This is a genomic window from Henriciella pelagia (assembly GCF_002088945.1).
Taxonomy (GTDB): domain Bacteria; phylum Pseudomonadota; class Alphaproteobacteria; order Caulobacterales; family Hyphomonadaceae; genus Henriciella; species Henriciella pelagia.
This window is the reverse complement of record NZ_NCSU01000007.1, coordinates 571,119-591,159: the sequence shown is the minus strand read 5'-3', so window position 1 is coordinate 591,159 and position 20,041 is coordinate 571,119. Positions and strand designations below refer to the sequence as shown.

Annotated in this window: 25 protein-coding genes and 1 tRNA gene; 14 read left to right on the top strand and 12 right to left on the bottom strand. The window is 59.6% G+C overall.

The window, feature by feature from the left end:
* Positions 1–9: 9 nt before the first annotated feature.
* Positions 10–837, top strand: coding sequence for a TIGR00282 family metallophosphoesterase (locus tag B8746_RS05635; protein ID WP_084393138.1), 828 nt, complete (start codon positions 10–12; stop codon positions 835–837).
* Here the strand turns inward: B8746_RS05635 and B8746_RS05630 are convergent.
* The gene (locus tag B8746_RS05630) at positions 834–1,664 is read right to left on the bottom strand and encodes an EAL domain-containing protein (RefSeq protein ID WP_084392318.1); all 831 of its coding nucleotides are present in this window, start codon (positions 1,662–1,664) and stop codon (positions 834–836) included. The genes B8746_RS05635 and B8746_RS05630 overlap by 4 nt on opposite strands.
* A gap of 157 nt (positions 1,665–1,821) precedes the next feature.
* On the opposite strand from B8746_RS05630, the gene B8746_RS05625 reads away from it, so the two are divergent.
* Positions 1,822–2,574, top strand: coding sequence for a YebC/PmpR family DNA-binding transcriptional regulator (locus tag B8746_RS05625; RefSeq protein ID WP_084392315.1), 753 nt, complete (start codon positions 1,822–1,824; stop codon positions 2,572–2,574).
* A gap of 135 nt (positions 2,575–2,709) precedes the next feature.
* Positions 2,710–3,366 (top strand): peptide-methionine (S)-S-oxide reductase MsrA, encoded by a 657-nt coding sequence (gene msrA, locus B8746_RS05620; RefSeq protein ID WP_084392312.1) that lies wholly within the window; start codon positions 2,710–2,712, stop codon positions 3,364–3,366.
* Between the two features lie 80 nt (positions 3,367–3,446).
* On the opposite strand, the gene B8746_RS05615 is transcribed toward msrA, so the two are convergent.
* The 3 genes from B8746_RS05615 to amt form a co-directional block, all read right to left on the bottom strand.
* Complete coding sequence (locus B8746_RS05615) at positions 3,447–4,361, bottom strand: LolA family protein (protein ID WP_233123951.1); 915 nt, start codon at positions 4,359–4,361, stop codon at positions 3,447–3,449.
* 162 nt (positions 4,362–4,523) lie between these two features.
* Positions 4,524–6,935 (bottom strand): DNA translocase FtsK, encoded by a 2,412-nt coding sequence (locus B8746_RS05610; RefSeq protein WP_084392311.1) that lies wholly within the window; start codon positions 6,933–6,935, stop codon positions 4,524–4,526.
* A gap of 172 nt (positions 6,936–7,107) precedes the next feature.
* A complete protein-coding gene (gene amt, locus B8746_RS05605) occupies positions 7,108–8,448 on the bottom strand; it encodes an ammonium transporter (RefSeq protein WP_084392308.1) in 1,341 nt (446 codons plus the stop codon).
* A 189-nt stretch (positions 8,449–8,637) separates the two neighbouring features.
* On the opposite strand from amt, the gene B8746_RS05600 reads away from it, so the two are divergent.
* A complete protein-coding gene (locus tag B8746_RS05600) occupies positions 8,638–9,864 on the top strand; it encodes an FAD-dependent oxidoreductase (RefSeq protein WP_084392306.1) in 1,227 nt (408 codons plus the stop codon).
* Here the strand turns inward: B8746_RS05600 and B8746_RS05595 are convergent, their stop codons facing one another.
* From B8746_RS05595 to trxA, 5 genes are all read right to left on the bottom strand, one after another.
* Positions 9,865–10,266 carry a hypothetical protein gene (locus B8746_RS05595; protein WP_084392303.1) on the bottom strand — a complete coding sequence of 134 codons (402 nt, stop codon included), beginning with the start codon at positions 10,264–10,266 and terminating at the stop codon, positions 9,865–9,867. It abuts the gene before it with no gap.
* Between the two features lie 25 nt (positions 10,267–10,291).
* A complete protein-coding gene (locus B8746_RS05590; RefSeq protein WP_084392301.1) occupies positions 10,292–10,597 on the bottom strand; it encodes a gamma-butyrobetaine hydroxylase family protein in 306 nt (101 codons plus the stop codon).
* The gene (locus B8746_RS05585; protein WP_084392299.1) at positions 10,597–10,815 is read right to left on the bottom strand and encodes a Trm112 family protein; all 219 of its coding nucleotides are present in this window, start codon (positions 10,813–10,815) and stop codon (positions 10,597–10,599) included. The genes B8746_RS05590 and B8746_RS05585 overlap by 1 nt, the downstream gene beginning before the upstream one ends.
* Positions 10,812–11,459, bottom strand: a complete 648-nt coding sequence (locus B8746_RS05580; protein ID WP_188657454.1) for an LON peptidase substrate-binding domain-containing protein — start codon at positions 11,457–11,459, stop codon at positions 10,812–10,814. The genes B8746_RS05585 and B8746_RS05580 overlap by 4 nt, the downstream gene beginning before the upstream one ends.
* A 67-nt stretch (positions 11,460–11,526) precedes the next feature.
* Positions 11,527–12,435, bottom strand: a complete 909-nt coding sequence (trxA, locus tag B8746_RS05575) for a thioredoxin (protein WP_084392295.1) — start codon at positions 12,433–12,435, stop codon at positions 11,527–11,529.
* A gap of 108 nt (positions 12,436–12,543) precedes the next feature.
* Here trxA and B8746_RS05570 point away from each other — a divergent pair, with 108 nt between their 5' ends.
* Positions 12,544–12,915: a hypothetical protein gene (locus B8746_RS05570; RefSeq protein ID WP_084392293.1), complete on the top strand. Its 372-nt coding sequence runs from the start codon at positions 12,544–12,546 to the stop codon at positions 12,913–12,915.
* On the opposite strand, the gene B8746_RS05565 is transcribed toward B8746_RS05570, so the two are convergent.
* Entirely contained in the window at positions 12,912–13,424 is a 513-nt protein-coding gene (locus B8746_RS05565) for a prolyl-tRNA synthetase associated domain-containing protein (RefSeq protein ID WP_084392291.1), read from the bottom strand. The two genes, B8746_RS05570 and B8746_RS05565, sit on opposite strands and share 4 nt — an antisense overlap.
* Positions 13,425–13,474: 50 nt before the next feature.
* On the opposite strand from B8746_RS05565, the gene B8746_RS16965 reads away from it, so the two are divergent.
* The 8 genes from B8746_RS16965 to B8746_RS05520 all read left to right on the top strand — a co-directional run bounded on the left by B8746_RS16965 (position 13,475) and on the right by B8746_RS05520 (position 18,611).
* On the top strand, positions 13,475–14,227 hold the full coding sequence (locus B8746_RS16965; RefSeq protein ID WP_158084540.1) for a DUF695 domain-containing protein: 753 nt from the start codon (positions 13,475–13,477) through the stop codon (positions 14,225–14,227).
* A 3-nt stretch (positions 14,228–14,230) separates the two neighbouring features.
* Entirely contained in the window at positions 14,231–14,965 is a 735-nt protein-coding gene (locus B8746_RS05550) for a DUF6065 family protein (protein ID WP_084392287.1), read from the top strand.
* 108 nt (positions 14,966–15,073) lie between these two features.
* Positions 15,074–15,148 (top strand) — tRNA-Gly (locus tag B8746_RS05545).
* 84 nt (positions 15,149–15,232) lie between these two features.
* Positions 15,233–15,943: a metallophosphoesterase family protein gene (locus B8746_RS05540; protein WP_084392285.1), complete on the top strand. Its 711-nt coding sequence runs from the start codon at positions 15,233–15,235 to the stop codon at positions 15,941–15,943.
* A gap of 88 nt (positions 15,944–16,031) precedes the next feature.
* A complete protein-coding gene (gene ruvC / locus B8746_RS05535; RefSeq protein ID WP_084393135.1) occupies positions 16,032–16,520 on the top strand; it encodes a crossover junction endodeoxyribonuclease RuvC in 489 nt (162 codons plus the stop codon).
* On the top strand, positions 16,520–17,143 hold the full coding sequence (gene ruvA / locus B8746_RS05530; protein ID WP_084393136.1) for a Holliday junction branch migration protein RuvA: 624 nt from the start codon (positions 16,520–16,522) through the stop codon (positions 17,141–17,143). Before ruvC ends, ruvA begins: the two co-directional genes overlap by 1 nt.
* Entirely contained in the window at positions 17,140–18,171 is a 1,032-nt protein-coding gene (gene ruvB / locus B8746_RS05525) for a Holliday junction branch migration DNA helicase RuvB (protein WP_084392282.1), read from the top strand. The genes ruvA and ruvB overlap by 4 nt, the downstream gene beginning before the upstream one ends.
* 11 nt (positions 18,172–18,182) lie before the next feature.
* Entirely contained in the window at positions 18,183–18,611 is a 429-nt protein-coding gene (locus tag B8746_RS05520) for a hypothetical protein (protein WP_084392279.1), read from the top strand.
* On the opposite strand, the gene B8746_RS05515 is transcribed toward B8746_RS05520, so the two are convergent.
* Positions 18,612–18,995, bottom strand: coding sequence for a hypothetical protein (locus B8746_RS05515; protein ID WP_084392276.1), 384 nt, complete (start codon positions 18,993–18,995; stop codon positions 18,612–18,614).
* Between the two features lie 97 nt (positions 18,996–19,092).
* Entirely contained in the window at positions 19,093–19,422 is a 330-nt protein-coding gene (locus B8746_RS05510) for a BolA family protein (RefSeq protein ID WP_084392274.1), read from the bottom strand.
* Here B8746_RS05510 and B8746_RS05505 point away from each other — a divergent pair.
* Positions 19,404–20,024: a J domain-containing protein gene (locus B8746_RS05505; protein ID WP_084392271.1), complete on the top strand. Its 621-nt coding sequence runs from the start codon at positions 19,404–19,406 to the stop codon at positions 20,022–20,024. The genes B8746_RS05510 and B8746_RS05505 overlap by 19 nt on opposite strands.
* Positions 20,025–20,041: the final 17 nt, after the last annotated feature.

Below are 20,041 nucleotides of genomic sequence, written 5' to 3'. Positions count from 1 at the left end.
GCTGACGCGATGAGACTTGCCTATTTCGGAGATGTCGTCGGCAAACCGGGCCGTGCTGCTGTTCTGGACCATGTTCCGGACCTGCGACGCCGACTCTCCCTCGACTTCGTGGTTGTGAACGCCGAGAACGCCGCCGGCGGATTCGGGCTAACCGAAGCGATTGCAGGCGATTTCTTCAATGCCGGCGCCGACTGCCTCACCCTGGGCGATCATGCCTGGGACCAGCGCGAAGCGATGACCTATATCGAGCGTGAGCCACGCCTGCTCCGTCCGCTGAACTATCCGCAAGCAGCCAATGCACCCGGCAAGGGCGCCCACGTCTTCGTGCTGCCGGACGGACGCCGTGTCGGCGTTGTGCAACTGCAAGGCACTGTCTTCATGAAGCAACAGCTGGAGAACGCCTTCCAGCACGCCGACCTCGCGCTTGATTCCATGCCGCTTGGCATGGCTGTAGACGCGCTCATCGTGGACATGCATTGCGAGGCCACCAGCGAGAAAATGGCGATGGGTCATTATTGTGACGGCCGCGCCAGCCTCGTTGTCGGCAGTCATACGCATGTTCCCACCGCGGACCTGATGATCCTGGAAAACGGCACCGCCTATCAGACGGATGCCGGCATGTGCGGCGACTATGACAGTGTCATCGGCATGAAAAAGGAAAACTCGATCACGCGGTTTGCCACACAACTGCCTGGCGAGCGCTATGCGCCGGCCCTCGGCGAAGGCACGCTGTGCGGGGTGTATGTGGAGACGGATGACCGCACGGGACTTGCCACGCGGATCGAACCGGTTCGCCTGGGCGGTCGGCTATCGGCGTGTGTGCCTGAGGTCGACTAGGCGCTTGCCTTTGACGGGACCTGTGTAGACGGCACAGCCACTTTCCGGGCCTCAGCCGCTTCACCTAGATGAGTCGCCTTGCCGAACAGCCACCCCTGGATGAGAGAGCCAGCGCACTCACGCGCCCAGTGCAGCTCACGCGGTGTCTCAACCCCTTCGAACAGGAGGTGAGCTCGCATCTCATGCAGTTTCACAATTATCGAGTGGGCCAGCTGGCGAGTGTCTTCCTGCTCCATCATCTTCCGGAACCAGCCAGCATCAACCTTGATTATATCCGGCTGCAGCTCGATGACCCGCATTAGATCCGAGCTGCCGACGCCAAAATCGTCGATCGCGGTCCGGAATCCGAGTGATTTCAGCTTGTCGACAATGGTTGCAAGCGCACGCTTGTCGCCGCCATCTTCCTCGGTAATCTCGAAGACGACATTGGACGGATCAAGACCCTTCGCGCAGACCAGCTCCTTATAGTGCTCAAGCCCTTTCACCATCTGGTCGGTATAGCGGCAGGAACCGGGATTGAGGTTCACGAACAGGCTCGTATTGCCAAGGCGCCAGGCCGCAGTGTTTGCGAGATGAAGCAGCAGGCATGCCCAATCGGCAACGAAGCGGTCGCGGTCAGACAGGCGCGAGAAAAAGTCGAGCGGCTCGATCGGTCGGCCCTTGTAAAGCGGGCGGGCAAGCGCCTCGACGCCGTAGAGCATTCCGGCACTGTTGTTGATTGCGTAAATGGGCTGGAAGGCCGAGCGGATAATGAAGGTTCCGAAATCGAACGCCTGATGGCCACCATCGAGTTCAAAGATCCGGCTGTTCAGTCTCGTCAGGTCCATCACCCACTCCAAAAATCCCGACGCGCAGAACTAGTCTCCCTGTCTTAATATCTCCCTTGCGAAACCTGTAAGTCTGCATCGATATCTTTTAAAACTGCAGTCACTCGGCTAGATCGGCGAAGACGCGCCGTCACGGCGACATGCAAATGAGGACGACATGGCTGGACATTCCAAATGGGCCAACATCCAGCACCGCAAGGGTGCGCAGGACAAGAAACGCGCAGCGCTCTTTGCGCGCCTTTCGAAAGAGATCACGATTGCTTCGAAGCTTGGCGGTCCTGATCCCGACGCCAATCCTCGCCTGCGCCTCGCCATCAACAATGCGCGCGGCCAGTCCATGCCAAAGGACAATATCAAACGCGCCGTCGACAAGGGCCAGGGCGGCGGCGGCGAAGAGTATTTCGAGATCCGCTATGAGGGGTTCGGTCCGGGCGGCGTCGGCATCATCGTCGAGGCGTCAACCGACAACAAGAACCGCGCCGCGAGCGAGATCCGTTCGGCCTTCTCCAAGAATGGCGGAAACCTCGGCGAAACCGGTTCGGTGTCCTTTGGCTTCGACCAGGTCGGTGAGATCGAATATCCCGCCGAAGCCGGTGACGAAATGGAAATCATGGAAGCGGCAATCGAAGCCGGCGCGACAGACGTCGAGTCCGATGAGGAAAGCCACTGGATCTACACAGAACGCGAAGATCTCATGGAAGTGGCTTCCGCGCTCGAAACCCGGTTCCCCAATGTCGAGGCCAAGTCCACCCGGCTGATCTGGAAACCGCAGAACAATGTTCCTGTCGAGGGTGATCAAGCCGATACGCTGATGAAGCTGCTGGATGTGCTTGATGACCTCGATGATGTGCAGAGCGTCTATGACAATTCCGAACTCTCGGAAGCAGAGGTCGAACGTCTGTCGAACTGAAGTGCCAATCGTCAGCGTGGTTAATTCGCCACGGTGCACCGAACACCTTTTTGTGAGATATGTAGTACATAACTTCACACCGCGCTTTGCGCGGCCATATCGCCGTTAGACAACAACAAAAGTTCGGCTGACACTATGAAACGCTCTCAGACCACGCTTATCGCTGCCATCGCCGGTGGTGCCGCTATTGCAACCGGCTTCGTCTGGAATGCCATGGCCGAGCAAGGCGGTGACACGCCAACCGAGTCCACCCGGCTCGCCACTGCGATCTTTGCCGGCGGCTGTTTCTGGTGCGTTGAGGCTGATTTCGACAAGGTCGATGGCGTGGTTTCCACCGTGTCCGGCTATACGGGCGGTTCTGTCGAGAATCCGACCTACAAGCAGGTCACCTATGGTGATACCGGCCACTATGAGGCGGTAAAGATCAGCTATGACCCTTCGCGCGTGACCTATGAAGAGCTAGTCGATCATTTCTTCCACACGATCGATCCGACCGATCCGCGCGGCCAGTTCTGCGACAAGGGCGAAAGCTACCGAACCGCTGTGTTCGTGCAGTCACCGGAAGAGCGCGATGTTGCTGAAACGGAAATCAAAAGCATCGAGGAAGCTGGCATCTTGCCCGGGCCGGTCGTGACGAAAGTTCTCGACGCCAGCGAATTCTGGCCTGCCGAGGATTACCATCAGGACTATTACCGCACGACACCAGTCAAATATCGCTTCTATCGCCAGGGCTGCGGACGGGACGCCAAGCTGAAAAAAATCTGGGGCGACGCCGCCATCACTGCTTACTGACCGCGCGCCCGAAGCGGGCACAGAAAACCCCGCGAGCCGTATAGGCTGCGGGGTTATTTGTAGTGAATGGGTCTCGGCTCTTACCGCTCATCATCGTCATCATCGACCATCTGGTCCATGCGGAAGAGACGCGGATCGACATTCACATTCGTCTGGATGTCCTCCAGTGCGACGTGTGTGGTTTGCCGATTGGCATCGAGTGCGCGCCAGCTGAGCAGCTGATAGTTCGACGCATCAAAATAGAGCGTCACGGATCCTTCAGACTCGCCATCCTTGTCCTCAACAGTGATCGCGATGTTGCTGTCGGTGCGGCGCACATCGGTCACGCGCGTCTCGGACTCAAAGTCGAGCTGGTCATCCAGAATGATACCGAGCGGCGTCGAGGCGAGCGGCACGCGGTCCACGGTTTCAAGGTCGCTGTCTTGCATGGCCACGGTGGTGCCATCTGCAACGATCAGCAGCGGCGTCGGCGCGTCATAATCGAAACGCATCCGGCCGGGACGGCGCAGCGCGAAATCGCCCTGCGTGATGCTGCCATCCGGTGAAACCTGCACGAAACGGCCCTTCGCCGTCTTCGCAGCGGCAAGTGACGCAGCGGCTGCCTTCAGGATGGCGCGTCGCTCCGTGGCCGACACAGCAGTCGTCTGAGCGCGAACGGGCGCCTCGGCAGACACTGTCGTCTCGACATCGATCTCCGCCGCCGGAGCGGAAATTGTCGGACTTTCAACCTCGGCCTGCGCCAGGATGATCTGTGGCCTGGCCCCAATAACCTCTGCGCGCGGCGCTGAAACAGACGCCTTCGTTTCAGCCATAGCGGTCTTCTCGATCTTCACCGGAAGAGTCTCTTGCGGGGCGGATGCCTCGAGCGTTGCCGCAGCCATTAGCTGCGTGGCCGGGGCCACCGACGGAATCATATCGAAATGGTCCACCTGGAAAGCCAGCGGACTTGAGCCCATGATGAACAGGGCTGCGATTGGGTTCATAAGAAAGGTCATGTCTTTCTCCCGTGTTGGACCAGAGAGATAGCAACGCACGGGCAGGAAAACAGGGCTGAAAAAAGGTATTTCCGCCCAGTTTCGTTGCCCACTATTCAGACTACCCGCGCGCCAAGCCCCTGAATGAACAAAACTTATACGCTGTGCGGTATTGCTGGCGGATCAGTCAGATGGATCGCCGCGAACCAGGATTTCGCGTTTGCCGGCATGGTTTGGCGCTGAGATGACACCTTCTTCTTCCAGCCGCTCAATCAGCGTCGCCGCCTTGTTATAGCCGACCTTGAGGCGCCGCTGAAGGTAAGAGGTCGAGGCCCGCTTGTCGCGCACGACAATCGCCATTGCCTGCGCATAAAGGTCATCGTCACCGTCGCCAGAGGAAACGCCGAGCATCGCATCCATGATGGCGCTACCCGTGCCGCCCTCTTCAGGCTCTTCAAGGATATCCTCATTATAGTCTGGCTCACCCTGTTCGCGCAGCCAGTTGACCACGGTTTCAACCTCCTCATCGGACACAAACGGGCCATGCAGGCGTTTGGTTTTCACGCCGGCTGCCTGATACAGCAGGTCACCCATGCCGAGGAGCTGTTCGGCGCCCTGTTCGCCAAGAATGGTGCGGGAGTCGATCTTGGTCGTCACCATATAGGAGATGCGCGTCGGGAAGTTCGCCTTGATCGTGCCGGTGATGACGTCGACGGATGGACGCTGCGTAGCGGTGATGAGGTGAATGCCGGCCGCCCGTGCCATCTGGGCGAGACGCTGGATGCAGCCCTCGATTTCCTTGCCCGCCACCATCATGAGATCAGCCATCTCGTCGATCACGACGACGATGTTTGGAATGTGGTTGAGCGGCAGGATTTCCGTTTCGTGGATAGGCTTGCCTCGATCATCATAGCCGGTCTGGACCTTGCGCGTCATCTGGTCGCCGCGCTCTCGATACTTGGCCGCCTTCTCGTTGAAGCCCGCCAGGTTCCGAACGCCCGCCTTGGACATCAGCTCATAGCGGCTTTCCATTTCACGCACCGCCCATTGCAGGGCGTTGACCGCCTTTTTGGGGTCGGTCACGACCGGTGCAAGCAGATGCGGGATACCCTCATAGATCGACAATTCGAGCATTTTCGGGTCGATCATGATGAAGCGGCACTGTTCAGGCGTCAGCCTGTAAATCAGCGACAGGATCATCGCGTTCACGCCAACCGATTTACCGGAGCCGGTAGTGCCCGCGATCAGGAGGTGGGGCATCTTGGACAGGTCGACTACAGTAGGCGTGCCGCCAATATCCTCACCGAGCGCCATGGGCAGCGGCGCCTTTGAGCCGGTATAGGCCGTCGATGACAGCAGCGACCGGAAGTAGACGGTTTCGCGTTCTTCATTCGGCAGTTCGATACCGATGGCATTCTTGCCGGGAATGACTGCGACACGGGCCGAGACCGCGCTCATAGAGCGGGCGATGTCGTCGGCAAGGGAGATGACACGCGCCGATTTCACGCCGGCGGCCGGCTCCAGCTCGAACAGGGTGACGACCGGGCCGGGGCGCACTTCCTTGATGCGGCCGCGAACACCGAACTCGCGCAGCACTTCGGATAGTCGGTTCGCCTGGGCCAGTAGGCCATCCTCATCGACAGCCGCACGGCGCGATGGCGGCTCCTGCAAGAGGTCAATCGACGGCAGGATCTTGGTTCCGCTGCGGGCGCGCTTGCGGACGGTCGGGCGAGGCTTCTCTGGCTCGCGCTGCGGCTGTTGGCTGAGCTTTGGACGCGTCAGCGCAATTGGCAGATCCTCATCATTGTTTTCGGCAGGCCCCTCTTCGTCATCAATGACGTCCAGATCTTCGCGTGCGGCAGTGCGGCGCGACACGGCCGGGGCCTCATAGGCATCCTCACCCATCTCAATCATGTGCTCCTCTCCCGAATGCTTTTTGCGGAAGAGACCGCCCAGGCTGCCGAACAGCTTGCCTCCCAGGCTGCCCGCGCTACGGGCCGCACGTCGGCCTGAACTAGCCGCAGCCGTCTGCAGCAGGCGAGCATCACCGCGTCGGAAGCCGAGCGCTGAGAATGCAAAGAGGAGTGAAACGGTTCCGAGGAACAACCCCGCCAGGAGTTCAGGCATCGGCAGGAGCAAAGCCTTGAACGGCACAACAGCAAGATCATAGAGGCCGTCGCCAAACATGCCGCCAAGACCTGTCCAGAGCGGCCAGGAGGCTGGAACCGGGAAGGACGCAAGCGCACCTGAGAGAATGAGGACGAAAGCGGCACCATAGAACCAGCGGCGAATGCGCGGCGCTCCAATCAGCACAGCCCGCATCGCGCCGCCAACCATAAGTGCGAGACCCGCCATCCAGGATGCGAAGCCGAACGTCTGCAGCGACAGGTCCGCCACGATCGCACCGGTGCCACCAAACAGGTTCTGGACTTCAAGCGCTGTCGAGGCATTCAGGCTGGGATCTGTGGACTGGTAGGACCCGACACTGCCACACAGGAAAACGCCGATCGCAAAGGCGGCCGTGCCCGTCAGGATACGCCATACAGGGTCGGAGGCTTCTTTCACATTCTGTGTCTGGGCAATCGAGTTCGCCATAACCTGTCCACCATCTGAATTGAGGATTTTCAGATAAATTGCCCGCCCCGCCTTAACACGGCGCAAACAAGCCGCGGGTTTTGCGCAGATTCAAAAAAAATCCCCGGCCAGTTGCCTGGCCGGGGAAGTCTGGGAGGAAACGCTTCCCGAAAGAAGCGAACCAGTGGAGGCGTTATCCGAATTCCGGATAGGCCTCGAGGCCAACTTCTGCCTTGTCCATGCCTGCGACTTCGTCCTCTTCGCTCGGGCGAATGCCGACCGTGAACTTGAGCGCCAGCCAGACGATGGCAGATGCGATTGAAACAAAGACGCCACAGGCGATGACACCGATGAGCTGTCCGACGTAGCTGACGCCGATGGCGCCCTCTGCATCCGCAGCCGGGATCATGATGACGTTGCCATAGGACGCCGCAACGATGAGCGTGCCCCAGATGCCGCAGACGAGGTGAGCCGGGATTGCGCCGACGACGTCGTCGATCTTCAGCTTGTCGAGAAGCGGAACCGTGAGGACAACGAGGACACCGCCAACAGCACCGATTAGCGTGGATGCACCCATGCTAGGCGCCAGCGGCTCAGCCGTGATTGAAACAAGGCCACCGATTGCGCCATTGAAGGCCATGGTTGCGTCGACCTTGCCCTTGTACAGAAGGGCGGTGAGACCCATCGCGGCAACCACGCCGCCACAGGCAGCCATATTGGTGTTCGCGAAGATCTTCGACACAGCATTGATGTCGTCAAACGTGCCGGCAGCAAGCTGGGATGCGCCGTTGAAACCGAACCAGCCGAACCAGAGGATGAACGTACCCAGCGCTGCGAGCGGAATGTTCGAACCTGGCATCGGGTGGACTTCGCCGTTCACAAACTTGCCGATACGCGGACCGATGATGATCGCGCCAACGAGAGCTGCCCAGCCACCTGTCGAGTGAACCAGCGTGGAACCAGCAAAGTCAGAGAAGCCGAACTGGCTGTCCAGAGCGCCGCCGCCCCATTCCCAAGATGCAACGATCGGATAGATGAATGCGGTCAGGAAGGCGGTGAAGATCAGGAACGGCCAAAGCTTGACGCGCTCCGCAACGGTACCGGACACAATGGATGCTGCGGTTGCAACGAACACCATCTGGAAGAACCAGTCCGACGATGCGGCATAACCGGTTCCGAGGTCTTCTTCGGGTGACCAGATAAAGCTTGGGATGCCGATCCAGCCCGCAATGGTTTCGGACGGATAGGCCATGTTGTAGCCGACCAGCCAGACCATGATGCCGGCGACGGAGAAGAGCGCAACGTTCTTCATGGACTGCATTGCGGCGTTTTTCTTCCGCACCAGGCCCGCTTCGAGCATACAGAAACCGGCCGCCATGAACATGACGATCAGGCCGCCAATGAGGAACAGATAACTATTATCGACATAGGCGCTTACTTCGGACGCCTCCTGGGCGACCGCACCGCCGACGGCCGCAATGGCGATCGGCAGCAGGGCTGCCCCCCTCATCGCCGTTTTTACAAGATACTTCATGCCCTTCTCCCAGTTGGTTGGTATGACCGGGCCAGATTGATTTGCTGCCTTATGATCGACCAGAGCCAACAAGCCGCCCGCCTAGCGAGCAATTAGTTCTGATCAAAATTCGTGCACGCTGCGACCCAAACGCCCGTTTAGGCGTCAGCTATGGACCGTTTTCTGCCCCTCGATTAAGCAAGAGCGAAGATGACCGCAGAGCGTACCGAGATCGTAATCGTCGGAGCCGGCCCTACCGGCGCCTCTCTCGCCGTCGCTCTGGCGAAGGCGGACTTCGAGGTCGCACTCGTCGATGCGCGCGATGCTGCAGCCAAAGCCCGTCCAGACACCCGCAACTTCGCGGTCGTAACAGGCAGCTGGCGACTTCTCTCTGCAATAGGTGTTGCAGAAAAACTGGCCGGGAAGACGCAGCCTCTGCACGGTCTGGAGGCGATTGACGGCGGCACACACTGGTTCGGCACGCCCGCCGTCCTCTTCGGCGATGACGATCTGCCAGACCGGGATGAGGGCGAGGCGCTCGGCCAGATGATCGAAGCGCCCAAGCTACAGGCAGCACTCGACGAAACGATCGGCGAGGTTGCCAATCTGACAGTGATTGCTCCGGCGCGCTTCGAAAGCTTCGAAACCGGGCCTGGTCACATCCAGGTCAGACTGGAAGGTGGACAGGAGATACGCGCGAACCTCCTCGTCGGCGCCGATGGTATCCACTCGCCCGTGCGCCACGCTGCCGACATTCCGACTGAGGGGCGAGACTATGGAAAATCCGTCTTTGCGGCCAATGTCACGCTGTCACGCCCACATGACGGACTTGCCCGGCAGCTTTTCACGCCGGATGGCCCCTTCGCCACACTGCCCCTGCTCGGCGATCACGCAAACCTGGCCTGGTATATGAAACGCGGCGCGGCTGAAGCGCTTGCCAGATGCCCCATCGAAGAGATCGAAGCCGAGCTGAACCATAAATTCGCAGACTTTGCCGGAGAGATGAAGATCGAAGGCCCCGTCGGCTCCTATCCGCTCATCCTGCAGATCGCTGATGCCATGTATAGCGAGCGCGTCGCCCTAGTTGGTGACGCCGTGCGCCGGATCAATCCGCTTGCGGGCCAGGGCCTCAATCAGGGCTTCCGGGATGTCGGCGCACTATATGATGCGGTGGTGGAGGCCGACCGCGCCGGACTCGATATTGGCTCAGAACAGGTTCTCGCCGGATATCAGGCCTCGCGCCGCTTCGAAGCCAACAGCGCCGCCCTCGCCATGGACGCAGTCGACCGGCTCTTTTCCAATGATCACATGATTACCAAACCGGTTCGCACGGTTGGTCTCATGCTGGCGGACAAGATCACGCCAGTTCGTGAAAGACTGGCTGGACTTGCAAGCGCCGCGACCGCGGACATGCCCAGCCTGATGCGCCGGAACTGATCAGGCGAAGAGGAAAACACCGCCAAGCAGCACCAGGGGCAGGACGGACAAACCAAACGTGTTCCGGGCGAAGACAAATTTGTCGATCCACGCATCAAGGCGGTCGTCGCCACTCGATCGCGTCTTGGTGACCATTTCGACGCTCTCGTTTTTGATGACCGTGTCATCTCTCTCAATATAGCTGGTCAGCGAACCGGCCGTCAGCAAGCACCCAAAATAGAAGACGGCGCTCCAGGCAATCGCGCCGAACGCAAGCGCCATGACCGCCCAGCCGAGGTCGAACTCATTGAACTGACCGAGCTGCCAGAGGGACACCAGGAGCACTGAAAAGCCCGCCAAGACAGCAAGCCACATGTTCCGGCGGAGCTTTCCAAAGTCGACGCCATGATCGCTCGTGGTCATGTGTCACCCCCCTCTCGCGTCCACCTTAACCCGTTTCGCCGAGCTGCCTCAAATATTTCCAGGTATAAAGACCGCTCGAATGGCCATCGCTGAAATATATGCGCACAGCATAGCGCCCGACCGGCTCGGCGCGCGTCACAAAAATATCGGATGGAACCGGAGGCTGCGGCGGCTTTGGGCCGGCGCCGTGACCCTGCACTTCTGCCGACGGGCTTTCCTCGCGAAGACGCTGATAGGGGATCGTGAATTCAGCCTCGTCTTCGAAGCTGATATGCAACTGCTGCGCGCCCTTCCGGAAACGCAGCTCTGTTGGCCACGGCATCACCGTCATCAGCCCTGATCCTCATCCAGCGAGCGTGCCTCGCTCTCCAGCATGATCGGCAGGCCGTCACGGATCGGATAAGCGAGTCTTGCCTTCTGGGAAATCAGCTCCTGCGCGTCCTTGTCATAGGTGAGCGGGTGCCGGGTGACCGGGCAGATCAGTAGCTCCAGCAGACGCGAGTCTGTCCGGTGCGCGCTTGCCTGAGAGGGGGATGGGATTTCAGTCATTGCAGTGTCGAAGAATCGTCGCCGGGCACATCCATGTCAAGCAGCGCGATAAGCGCTTCGCAACGTTTGGCCACCGTACTTGCTTCCAGCAGCGCCTGCTTCTCCATCGGGGAGAATGGACACCCCGCAGACAGCGCATTGACAAGCGTCTCGAGCGGCGCGCTCTCAACCGCTTCCCAGTCCACTTCCATTTCGTTCGACGCCACATATTTGCGAAGCGCGCTGGCCAGTCGCTCACGCTCGGGCAGGCAGGACAGGTCCGGCTGCGTCAGATCAGCCGCATAAGTGTCCCAGTCCGGGCTCACCTGCCGATAGGGTGTGTCCACGTCAAGCTCCTTGGCGATACCAAACCGGCAGACACCTGTCAGGTTGATCAGGTATCGTCCATCTTCGGTCTCTGAATAAGAGGTGATACGGCCGGCACAACCGACATGTGCAAGTTTCGGGACCTGCCTGCTGCCGCCCATCGGCTGGATCATCCCGATCAGACGAGACCCGGACATCGCATCGTCAATCATGTTCAGATAGCGCGGCTCGAAAATGTTGAGCGGCAGCGACCAGCGCGGAAACAGCAAGGCACCTGCAAGCGGGAACACGGCGAGCGTCGCCGGCAAGTCAGATACTTTCCTGTACCCTAGACGCATCATACTGGTCTGGCCTCCAATAAAGCCTAACCCCCTACATGGCGCGTTGTTTCACAAAGTCGAGCAGCTAGGCAAACATTAGTGACGACAGACGCCGACGCCCTTCGATCGTCGCCGGATCTTTCGGACCGGCCGCCTCGAAAAGCTCCAGCAGCTTGGCCTTTGCCTTGCCGTCTTCCCAGTCAAGATCGGTGCCGAGAATCTTCAGAAGATGATCCGCAGCTTCCTTGTTCTTGCCGCGGGCCATCAGAGCTTCTGCGAGCTCAAAGCGAAGAGCGTGATTGCCGCGGTCCTCGGTTACCCTGTCGATCAGCGCGTCAAGCTCGTCCGACTGAGGGGCATCCGCCATGAGGTCGATGGCTGTCCGCACACCCTTGATGGCAGGATCAGACTGCTTTTCCGGTCCGGCCATGTCGAGGATCTGCGCGGCGCGTTCCGTGTCGCCATTGGCCAGGTAACAACGCGCGAGACCCGAGATGGCGGCGATGTTTTCCGGGTCGGCCTCAATGATAGCGCCGTAAATCTGCGCTGCCTGGGACGCATCACCCGCCTGCAACAGTTCATCTGCCTTTGCGACGGCTTCCTTGATCTGCTGGCCCTGGTCGGTGCCGCCCATGATTTTCGAAATGAATTCCCGAAGCTGTCCTTCCGGCAGTGCCCCCTGGAAGGCATCAACCGGGCGACCCTTGTCGAAGGCGAACACAGCCGGGATGGAGCGCACGCCGAGCTGGCCGGCAATGCCGGGGTTCTCGTCAATGTTCACCTTGACCAGTTTGACTTTGCCCTGCTGGTCATTGACGACCTTCTCGAGCACAGGGCCAAGGGATTTGCAGGGGCCGCACCAGGGCGCCCAGAAGTCGACCAGCACCGGAGTTTCCTTGGAGGCTTCTACAACATCCGCCATGAAGGTTTGGTCAGTCCCGTCCTTCACATTGCCACCGGCCCCACCGGGCGTTCCGAGCGAAATATTTTCCATGTCTCGCGCCTTTCAGTTCTCTGCCGCAGATTTGGGACGGATGGGCTTCAAACGCAATACGTAGAGGTGCGCATACCAATTGCGAGCCAATCGGTATATGCAGTGGGCATGGCCCTGAAAGTGACCGGCTTCGACAAGGTGAAGTATGGCTTCATGGTGATCGGCACGGCAGCCGGCGGCATGCTGATGATGTTCGGTCCGCAGGAGATGCGCGAACAGGTGCCGATCCATTTCGAGCTTGGCATCGGCTTCTTCGTCCTCTCGCTGCTGATGATCGCGGCCCTCTACAGCACGCGCGCCAAGGCCTTCCTGATCACCCTGATCTCCGGTGCGGTCGCTGCTGGCGTAATCTTTGTCGCGTTCAATGCTGAAGACTGGCCAATGTGGCAGCGAGGACTGTTCGGACTATTGGGGGCCGGATCCGCACTCTTTGCTGTGTTCAGCCTGATCAGCGTCTTCCGCGGTGAGGACCCGGCCTAGGCATTTGCGTCGAGCAGGGTCCTGAAATCGACTTCTGTCAGGTCGTGGCCCGTCGCGGCGACAAATTTGCGGAAATCATTGCGAGAGATTGCTGTCGTCCCCGTATTGATCAGCGGGTGGAAGTTGATCGGGTCGTGTTTCATCAGCGCAGCATCAACGATAAAGCGAACCTTGCCGGCCTTGTCATTGATGAGTGCAAATGCGGTCACCGAGCCGGGGGTCACCCCGAGCAGGTCGACCATGAGCTCTGCGCTCGCAAAAGACAGGTGCCGCGTCCCGATCAGCTTGTGCAGCTGGTTGAGCTTCAGCTCACTATCGGCATGAGCCGAAATCAGGACAATTGCGCCATCCTTGTCCTTCATGAACAAATTCTTGGTATGCCCGCCCGGCATGGTGGCCTTCAGGTCCCGGCCTTCCTCGACGGTGAATGTCGCCTCGTGCCAGTGCGTGTGGTGAGCAATACCGTGTTTGTCGAGAAAGGCGAACAGGTCGTCAGGGCTTGCAGTCATGGCTCCCTTTCAGGCAATCAGGCAGGAACCGTCAAGCAGGGATGGGACTGATGTCTGATAAATGGGCGCTGTATGCGGCAGATATGGGGGGCCATCAGGCATTCATCCTGTTCGATGATGGCATCTCCGAAGAAATAGACGTGCTTCCGTATCAGTTCGCCATGAAGCTTCGTCTCAAGCTACAGTCCGCTACAGACATTGGCCTGATAACCGACGAGGAAGCTGAGCGCCTGAATGCGTTGGAAGATCGCATTGTCGAAATACTCAAAGGTACCCACGGCATTATTCTTGGACGCGTTACATCCAATGGCATTCGTTGGCTACTTGGAATGGTTGTGTCCGAAGAAGTTGGATGCTCAATCACCGAAGCCGTGAGCGCAACGGGATATGAAGCGGACCTCTACATCGAGCCTGACCCAATGCGGAATGTGTATTGGGACGATCTCTATCCCGACGAAGAGAGCCGCAGGGTCCTGAACGATATGTTGGTGCTGGAGGCACTTTCTCGTCGCGGAGACAACAAAGACATTGCGCGAAATGTTGACCACTGGACGTACTTCAAAAAGAAGAAGAACGCAGAATCGTTTTGTTCGTGGCTTCATGAAAATGGCTATAAACACCACGGATTGAAGAGCGGTGGCAGCGTGCTGAGCAGACGCTGGCTTGTGCAAAGCTATCATGAGTGCACGATGCAGCTTGGCGATATCACTCATCACACGTTAACGCATCTCCGCCGCGCCAAATCACTATTTGGCGAATACGACGGATGGGAAACGAAGGTTGAGAAGAGACGAGAAGGCTGACCAATGCAGCTTGAATGCTACAAGATCTACGATGTCGCTCCGGAGATCGTGCCGGGCCGTTCGCAGCGCAAATGGATGGATGATTTCGAGGATCGCCACCCCTATCGCTGCCTTCCGCTGACCATGGCAAACTCGACGGGCTGGGAAATCCTCTGCCCCATTGATCTCAAGATTGTCTGGGATGGCGGCCCTCTGGAGCGTAATATCCAGTTCTTTACACGCGGCGATCCGCGCACCATCGATTCCTTCGCGGACAGTCACTTCCGGCGAGGCATCGTCACCTTCCATACAGGCCACCTGTTTCGCACACCGCCCGGCTGGGGCCTCTGGGCAACCGGCGCGCCGAATTTCTTCAAGGACGGGATCGCGCCGCTGACGGGCCTCGTCGAGACAGACTGGCTGCCCTTTCCCTTCACCATGAACTGGCAGATGACGCGGCCGGGCGAAGTCATATTCCGCAAGGGTGAGCCCTTCTGCTTCATCACGCCGTTCGAGCACGGCAAGACCGAAGAGATCCAGCCGGAGCGCAAACTGCTCAAATCCAATCCGGAACTGGAAAAGGACTATCACGCCTGGGCAAACAGCCGGGGCAGCTTCAATGAGAAGCTGAAGGCGCTCGATTCAGAGACGGTGAAGGCCGGCTGGCAGCGCCACTATATGCGCGGCCAGAAGGTCACGGGAGACAAGGCAGACGCGCACCAGACCAAGCGCCGGCTCAAACCGCCCAGGGATATGTAGGACCGATTGCACATTCGCGTGTGAATCCCTCTTGCAAGCCCCGCTTATTTGCGCTTAAAGCCCGTCTCTTGCTGATTGGCGGTGCCGGTCAGTTACCCCCTATCGGATGCGGGCGTAGCTCAGGGGTAGAGCACAACCTTGCCAAGGTTGGGGTCGTGAGTTCGAATCTCATCGCCCGCTCCAGTTTTCTGACGTCGTGAACAAACCGGCCAAGCGTAATATTGCGCTTCGGGGCTGGCGTTCTCATGTGTGCCATGAGGAGCTCGAATGTCAGGCGAAGTCATCTATGCAATCGGGGATGTGCACGGCGAGGCCGAAATGCTCGACCGGCTGCATGCGGCGATTTTCGCACGCCATGAACGGGACCATCCCGGTGCGCCGCTCAAGCTGATCCATCTGGGCGACTATGTGGACCGGGGGCCGGACAGTTGCGGCGTCATTGAAACCCTGATGCGGCTTGAAGGCCGCGACGATATCGAAACCATCAATCTGCGCGGCAATCACGAACAGATGATGCTGGAGGCCTATGAAGACGGCGCAGACCATAGCGGTGCGCGCATGCACTGGCTGATCAATGGCGGTGACGCGGCGCTGGAAAGCTATGCCAGGCGCGGCTTTGAGGATCCCCCGCAGTCGCATCTGCGCTGGCTGAACGATCTGCCGACCCTTCACCTTGAGCCGGAACGCAATCTCGTCTTTGTTCATGCCGGGGTCGATCCCAAGACCTTCCCGCACTGTGATCCGCGTATTCATCTGTGGACCCGCTCCCCGCGTTTTTACGACCCGACCCGGTGGGACATTGGCGCACTGAAAGGCTGGCAGGTCGTGCATGGCCACACCCCAACCAGGGACTTCCGCCCCCAGGCCGCTGGCGCACCGGCGCGCCGCTTCAATCTCGACACGGGCGCGGTCTATGGCGGTCAGCTCTCAGCCGGCATATTCGCGCCCGACAAAGAGGTCGAATTCCTGTCTGTCTGACGAACCAGCCTTGCGGACTGGAACAAATCAGGAAAATGCAAGACGGTGTTAACCGAAACCGTTATTGTGTTGGCCGATGACAGACGCGATTCGTATTCTCGGGATTGACCCCGGCCTGCGCCATACGGGCTGGGGTGTGATCGAGCAGTCCGGCTCCCGACTGAGCCACGTTGCGCACGGAGTCATCAAGATCAATCCGGAGCTTTCGCTGGCGGCGCGTCTCGGTGGCATTCATCGTGAAATATCGGATCTCGCAAAATCGTACTGGCCAGACTTTGCAGGGATTGAGGAAACACTGGTCAATGCAAACCCGCGTTCGGCCCTGAAACTCGGCCAGGCACGCGGCGCAGCCATGGCGGCGCTGCACGGCTCCGGCCTCAATGTTCTCGAATTCTCGCCGCGCACCATCAAGCTCGCGGTTGTCGGCACAGGCGGCGCGGACAAGACGCAGGTGGCGTTCATGGTCGCGCGGCTCCTGCCAAAAGCTGGCAAGATGTCGAGCGATGCCTCGGACGCGCTCGCCTGCGCGATCTGTACTGCCAACCATGCCAGCACGCTGAAAAGGGGCGCAGCATGATCATTGGCCGTCTCAGGGGTGAAATCGCGACGGTTGGCACTGATAGCGTCATGATTGACGTGAATGGCGTTGGCTATGTCGCGCTGGCGGGCACGCGCCTTCTCGCCAAGTTGAGCCCCGGCAAGGAAGCCACGCTGCACATCGAAACGCGCGTCACGGAAAGCTCGATTACGCTCTACGCCTTCGAAAGCGACGAAGCACGCGCCTGGTTTGTCCGCCTTCAGGACGTGCCGGGCGTTGCCGGCAAATCTGCCATGGCGATCATGGATGCGCTGGCACCGGCCGAACTCATGGACGCGCTCGCGCTTGGCGATGCGGCGGTCGTCACGCGGGCCAAGGGCGTCGGCAAGAAGCTGGCCGAACGCATTATCGGCGAGCTCTCCGGAAAGCCGCCGCCCATGGGCCGGTTCGGCGCGTTCCGCACGTCGGACCTGCAGCCTGCCGCAGGCGCGGAAGTGCTCCCAGCCAGCGGTGCACGAAGCGAGGCGGTCTCCGCGCTCGTTAACCTTGGCTATGGCCAGAGTGACGCGGCACGCGCCGTAGCCGCTGCAGCGCGCAACGCACCGGACGCTGACACTTCCGCCCTCATCCGCGCCGGTCTCAAGGAACTCTCGCCGACATGAGCCGCGAGGGACACCTGAATGATCCCGAGCGCCAGTCCGGGGACGCCCTGGACAGGGCGCTTCGCCCGCAGAGCTTTGCGGACTATGTCGGTCAGGAAGCCATCAAGGCGAATCTGAAAGTCTATGTCGATGCCGCAAAGGCACGTGGCGAAGCGCTTGACCATGTCCTGCTGTTTGGCCCTCCCGGACTCGGCAAGACAACGCTGGCGCAGATCGTGTCGAAGGAACTTGGCGTCGGGTTTCGATCCACTTCCGGGCCGGTCATCGCCAAGGCGGGTGATCTTGCGGCCATCCTGACCAATCTTGAAGAAAACGACGTTCTCTTCATCGATGAAATCCATCGCCTTCCGCCCGCGGTCGAGGAAATCCTCTATCCGGCGATGGAAGACTACGCCCTCGATATCGTGATTGGCGAAGGACCGTCTGCGCGCTCCGTCCGCCTGGATCTTGCGCCCTTCACGCTGGTCGGCGCGACGACACGCGCTGGCCTTCTCGCAAACCCGCTGCGGGACAGGTTCGGCATTCCGATGCGGCTCAATTTCTACGAACCGAAGGAGCTTGCGCGGATCGTGCTCGCGGCTGGGCGCAAGCTTGGTGCGGATATCAGCGAGGACGGCGCCATCGAGATTGCCAGCCGTGCCCGCGGAACACCGCGTATCGCGCTTCGCCTGCTCCGGCGGGTCCGCGATTTTGCCGAAGCTGAGGGCGCGAAGATCGACAAGGCTGCCGCGTCGCGCGCCCTGCTACGCCTCGAGATCGATGAAGACGGCCTTGATGCTCTCGACCGGCGCTATCTTTCCGCGCTCGTGAAGACCTATGCGGGCGGCCCTGTTGGTGCCGACACGCTTGCGGCCGCTTTGTCAGAAGCACGCGATGCCGTGGAGGATGTTATTGAGCCATTTCTCATGCAGAAAGGCTATATCGCCCGCACTCCGCGAGGGCGGGTTGCAGCGCCTCTGGCGTATGAGAGAATGGGCCTGGCCGTTCCCGACGCAAACAAGCAGGCCGGGCTCTTTTCGGACAAATAGGAAAAAGACCGATGCTCGATGGATTGAGGGAACTGTCACAGGCGCTGTCGATTGCGTTTTTCAGCTTTTCGACCGGGTGCGCTTGGGTCGCGGCGATCGTCGCGCCGAATACAAGTTATGACCGCCTCGACTATAGCCGGGCCGATGGTCATGTCCGTCTGCTGCTGGTCAATTCATCCGGTCATATTGCGGCCGCCTGCCTCGCCGCGGCCGCGCTGGCCTTCCTGTCCGGCGCACTTGGTGCAGGGATTGTCGGCGGCCTTGGCGCTGCCGGCTTCTTTACCAATCGGTGGACGCTTGCCCCGCGCAAGAAGGATGAAAAGGCACCGCCCGGACGCCGCGCCCGCGACAAGACCAAACGCGTCGTTGCCGTCAGCCTGACGCTGATCTTTACGCTGGTGACAGTGATTGCGGCCGGGCTCGCAATTGCCGGTGTCTAGCTAGTTCTGGACGATCCACAACACACCGATCGTGTGCAGGTAGAGAAAGGCTTCGGTCGACCGTCGTGCCGCGCGCATCGCGGTTTCCCCTGCAAATTTGCGATTGATCGCGATCATGAAGGCGCAGGCGACAAGGCCTGGAATGAACAGCCACCAGGCCACCGACAGAGAAGCGATGACAAACAGAACCAGGATCGCACAGGCAAGGGTGTCGAGCGTCCTCACCTTGAATTCGTTCAGCCGGCTGAACTCGTTCAGCAGCTTCGGATGCCTGTGCAGCTGCTCGGCATCAATCGCGTAAACCTGATCATCCGGCTGCTCGAAGCGGACCACACGCGTCGGGCGACCGTCATCATAGGGATTTGGGACTGTTCTCAGGAACATGGGACAGGACCTCTTCTTGAGCGAAGCAGTCTCATGCGGGTCTTAATATGCTTTCCTTTGTGGCCGCCGAAATTTCACGACCCGGTTCCACGCGTCATTAACCAGTCGGGCTTGCCGCCTTGATCGACAGCGCATGAAGCCCTGAATCGAATTCATTTTTTAGCGCATGATTGATCTCGCGCTGGATGGCCACGCGGCTCATTCCATCAAATTTTTTCGAGACAATTTCGACCTTGAAGTGAGTCTCGCCTTCGGGCGATGCCCCTGCGTGTCCTGCATGCAGGGCGCTCTGGTCTGTGATTTCCAGCCGTTCAGGTGCAAAAACCTGCGTCAATCTTTCCCGAATGCGTGTTGTTCTGTTTGTCAATTCTAGCCTCGTTAACCCGAACGCCTTATGTTGCCTGCCCGATGGCCAAAGACTTCTCATACCGCGTCAAGTTCACCGATATAAGGGTGAAGCCTCCCAAGGAGGAGGAAGAACGCCAGAAAGCCGCAGAAACTCGCGAATGTCACCGCGATGACTGCGACCTTGCCGGCTCCCACCCCGCTCCCAAGCCGCGTGGCATGGATGGCGTGTTCTGGTTCTGCCAGAAACATGCGGGCGAATATAACCGCAATTACGACTATTTCGCAGGCATGTCCGAAGCAGAGCTTCAGGCCTTCAACGAAATGGCCAAATACGGTTTCAACAAGACCTGGAAGTTCGGCACAGGCCCGATGGGCAAAGGCAAGGCCGCTTCGGCGCACGATCCGCGCAAATGGCGCGGCCGCGAATTCTTTGAACAGAATGCCGAAGCACGCCAGGCGCGCCGCAAGGAACAGCAGTCGGCAGGCGTTACCAATCGCGCCCTGCAGGAGCTTGATCTCGAGCCGGGCGCGACCGCGTCTGAAATTCGCGTTCGCTACAGTGAATATGTCCGCCGCTTCCACCCGGACTCCAATGGCGGCGATCGCTCGTCCGAGCACATGCTGGCCCGCGTCCTTCGCGCCGGAAAGACGCTGAAGGCGGCCGGCATGATGAAGTCCTGATCCGCCCCTCTCTCGCC

Coding starts and splice junctions, on each gene's coding strand:
- B8746_RS05565 (WP_084392291.1), bottom strand. CDS start 13,424: ATGACTGCAAGCCCTGACGACCTGTTCGCCTTTCTCGACAAACACGGT.
- B8746_RS05515 (WP_084392276.1), bottom strand. CDS start 18,995: ATGTTCCTGAGAACAGTCCCAAATCCCTATGATGACGGTCGCCCGACG.
- B8746_RS05600 (WP_084392306.1), top strand. CDS start 8,638: ATGACCGCAGAGCGTACCGAGATCGTAATCGTCGGAGCCGGCCCTACC.
- B8746_RS05625 (WP_084392315.1), top strand. CDS start 1,822: ATGGCTGGACATTCCAAATGGGCCAACATCCAGCACCGCAAGGGTGCG.
- ruvB (WP_084392282.1), top strand. CDS start 17,140: ATGAGCCGCGAGGGACACCTGAATGATCCCGAGCGCCAGTCCGGGGAC.
- B8746_RS05505 (WP_084392271.1), top strand. CDS start 19,404: ATGGCCAAAGACTTCTCATACCGCGTCAAGTTCACCGATATAAGGGTG.
- B8746_RS05580 (WP_188657454.1), bottom strand. CDS start 11,459: ATGCGTCTAGGGTACAGGAAAGTATCTGACTTGCCGGCGACGCTCGCC.
- B8746_RS05570 (WP_084392293.1), top strand. CDS start 12,544: ATGGCCCTGAAAGTGACCGGCTTCGACAAGGTGAAGTATGGCTTCATG.
- trxA (WP_084392295.1), bottom strand. CDS start 12,435: ATGGAAAATATTTCGCTCGGAACGCCCGGTGGGGCCGGTGGCAATGTG.
- B8746_RS05510 (WP_084392274.1), bottom strand. CDS start 19,422: ATGAGAAGTCTTTGGCCATCGGGCAGGCAACATAAGGCGTTCGGGTTA.
- B8746_RS05540 (WP_084392285.1), top strand. CDS start 15,233: ATGTCAGGCGAAGTCATCTATGCAATCGGGGATGTGCACGGCGAGGCC.
- B8746_RS05520 (WP_084392279.1), top strand. CDS start 18,183: ATGCTCGATGGATTGAGGGAACTGTCACAGGCGCTGTCGATTGCGTTT.
- B8746_RS05595 (WP_084392303.1), bottom strand. CDS start 10,266: ATGACCACGAGCGATCATGGCGTCGACTTTGGAAAGCTCCGCCGGAAC.
- B8746_RS05615 (WP_233123951.1), bottom strand. CDS start 4,361: ATGACCTTTCTTATGAACCCAATCGCAGCCCTGTTCATCATGGGCTCA.
- msrA (WP_084392312.1), top strand. CDS start 2,710: ATGAAACGCTCTCAGACCACGCTTATCGCTGCCATCGCCGGTGGTGCC.
- B8746_RS05635 (WP_084393138.1), top strand. CDS start 10: ATGAGACTTGCCTATTTCGGAGATGTCGTCGGCAAACCGGGCCGTGCT.
- B8746_RS05550 (WP_084392287.1), top strand. CDS start 14,231: ATGCAGCTTGAATGCTACAAGATCTACGATGTCGCTCCGGAGATCGTG.
- B8746_RS05610 (WP_084392311.1), bottom strand. CDS start 6,935: ATGGCGAACTCGATTGCCCAGACACAGAATGTGAAAGAAGCCTCCGAC.
- B8746_RS05585 (WP_084392299.1), bottom strand. CDS start 10,815: ATGACTGAAATCCCATCCCCCTCTCAGGCAAGCGCGCACCGGACAGAC.
- B8746_RS05630 (WP_084392318.1), bottom strand. CDS start 1,664: ATGGACCTGACGAGACTGAACAGCCGGATCTTTGAACTCGATGGTGGC.
- amt (WP_084392308.1), bottom strand. CDS start 8,448: ATGAAGTATCTTGTAAAAACGGCGATGAGGGGGGCAGCCCTGCTGCCG.
- B8746_RS16965 (WP_158084540.1), top strand. CDS start 13,475: ATGTCTGATAAATGGGCGCTGTATGCGGCAGATATGGGGGGCCATCAG.
- B8746_RS05590 (WP_084392301.1), bottom strand. CDS start 10,597: ATGACGGTGATGCCGTGGCCAACAGAGCTGCGTTTCCGGAAGGGCGCG.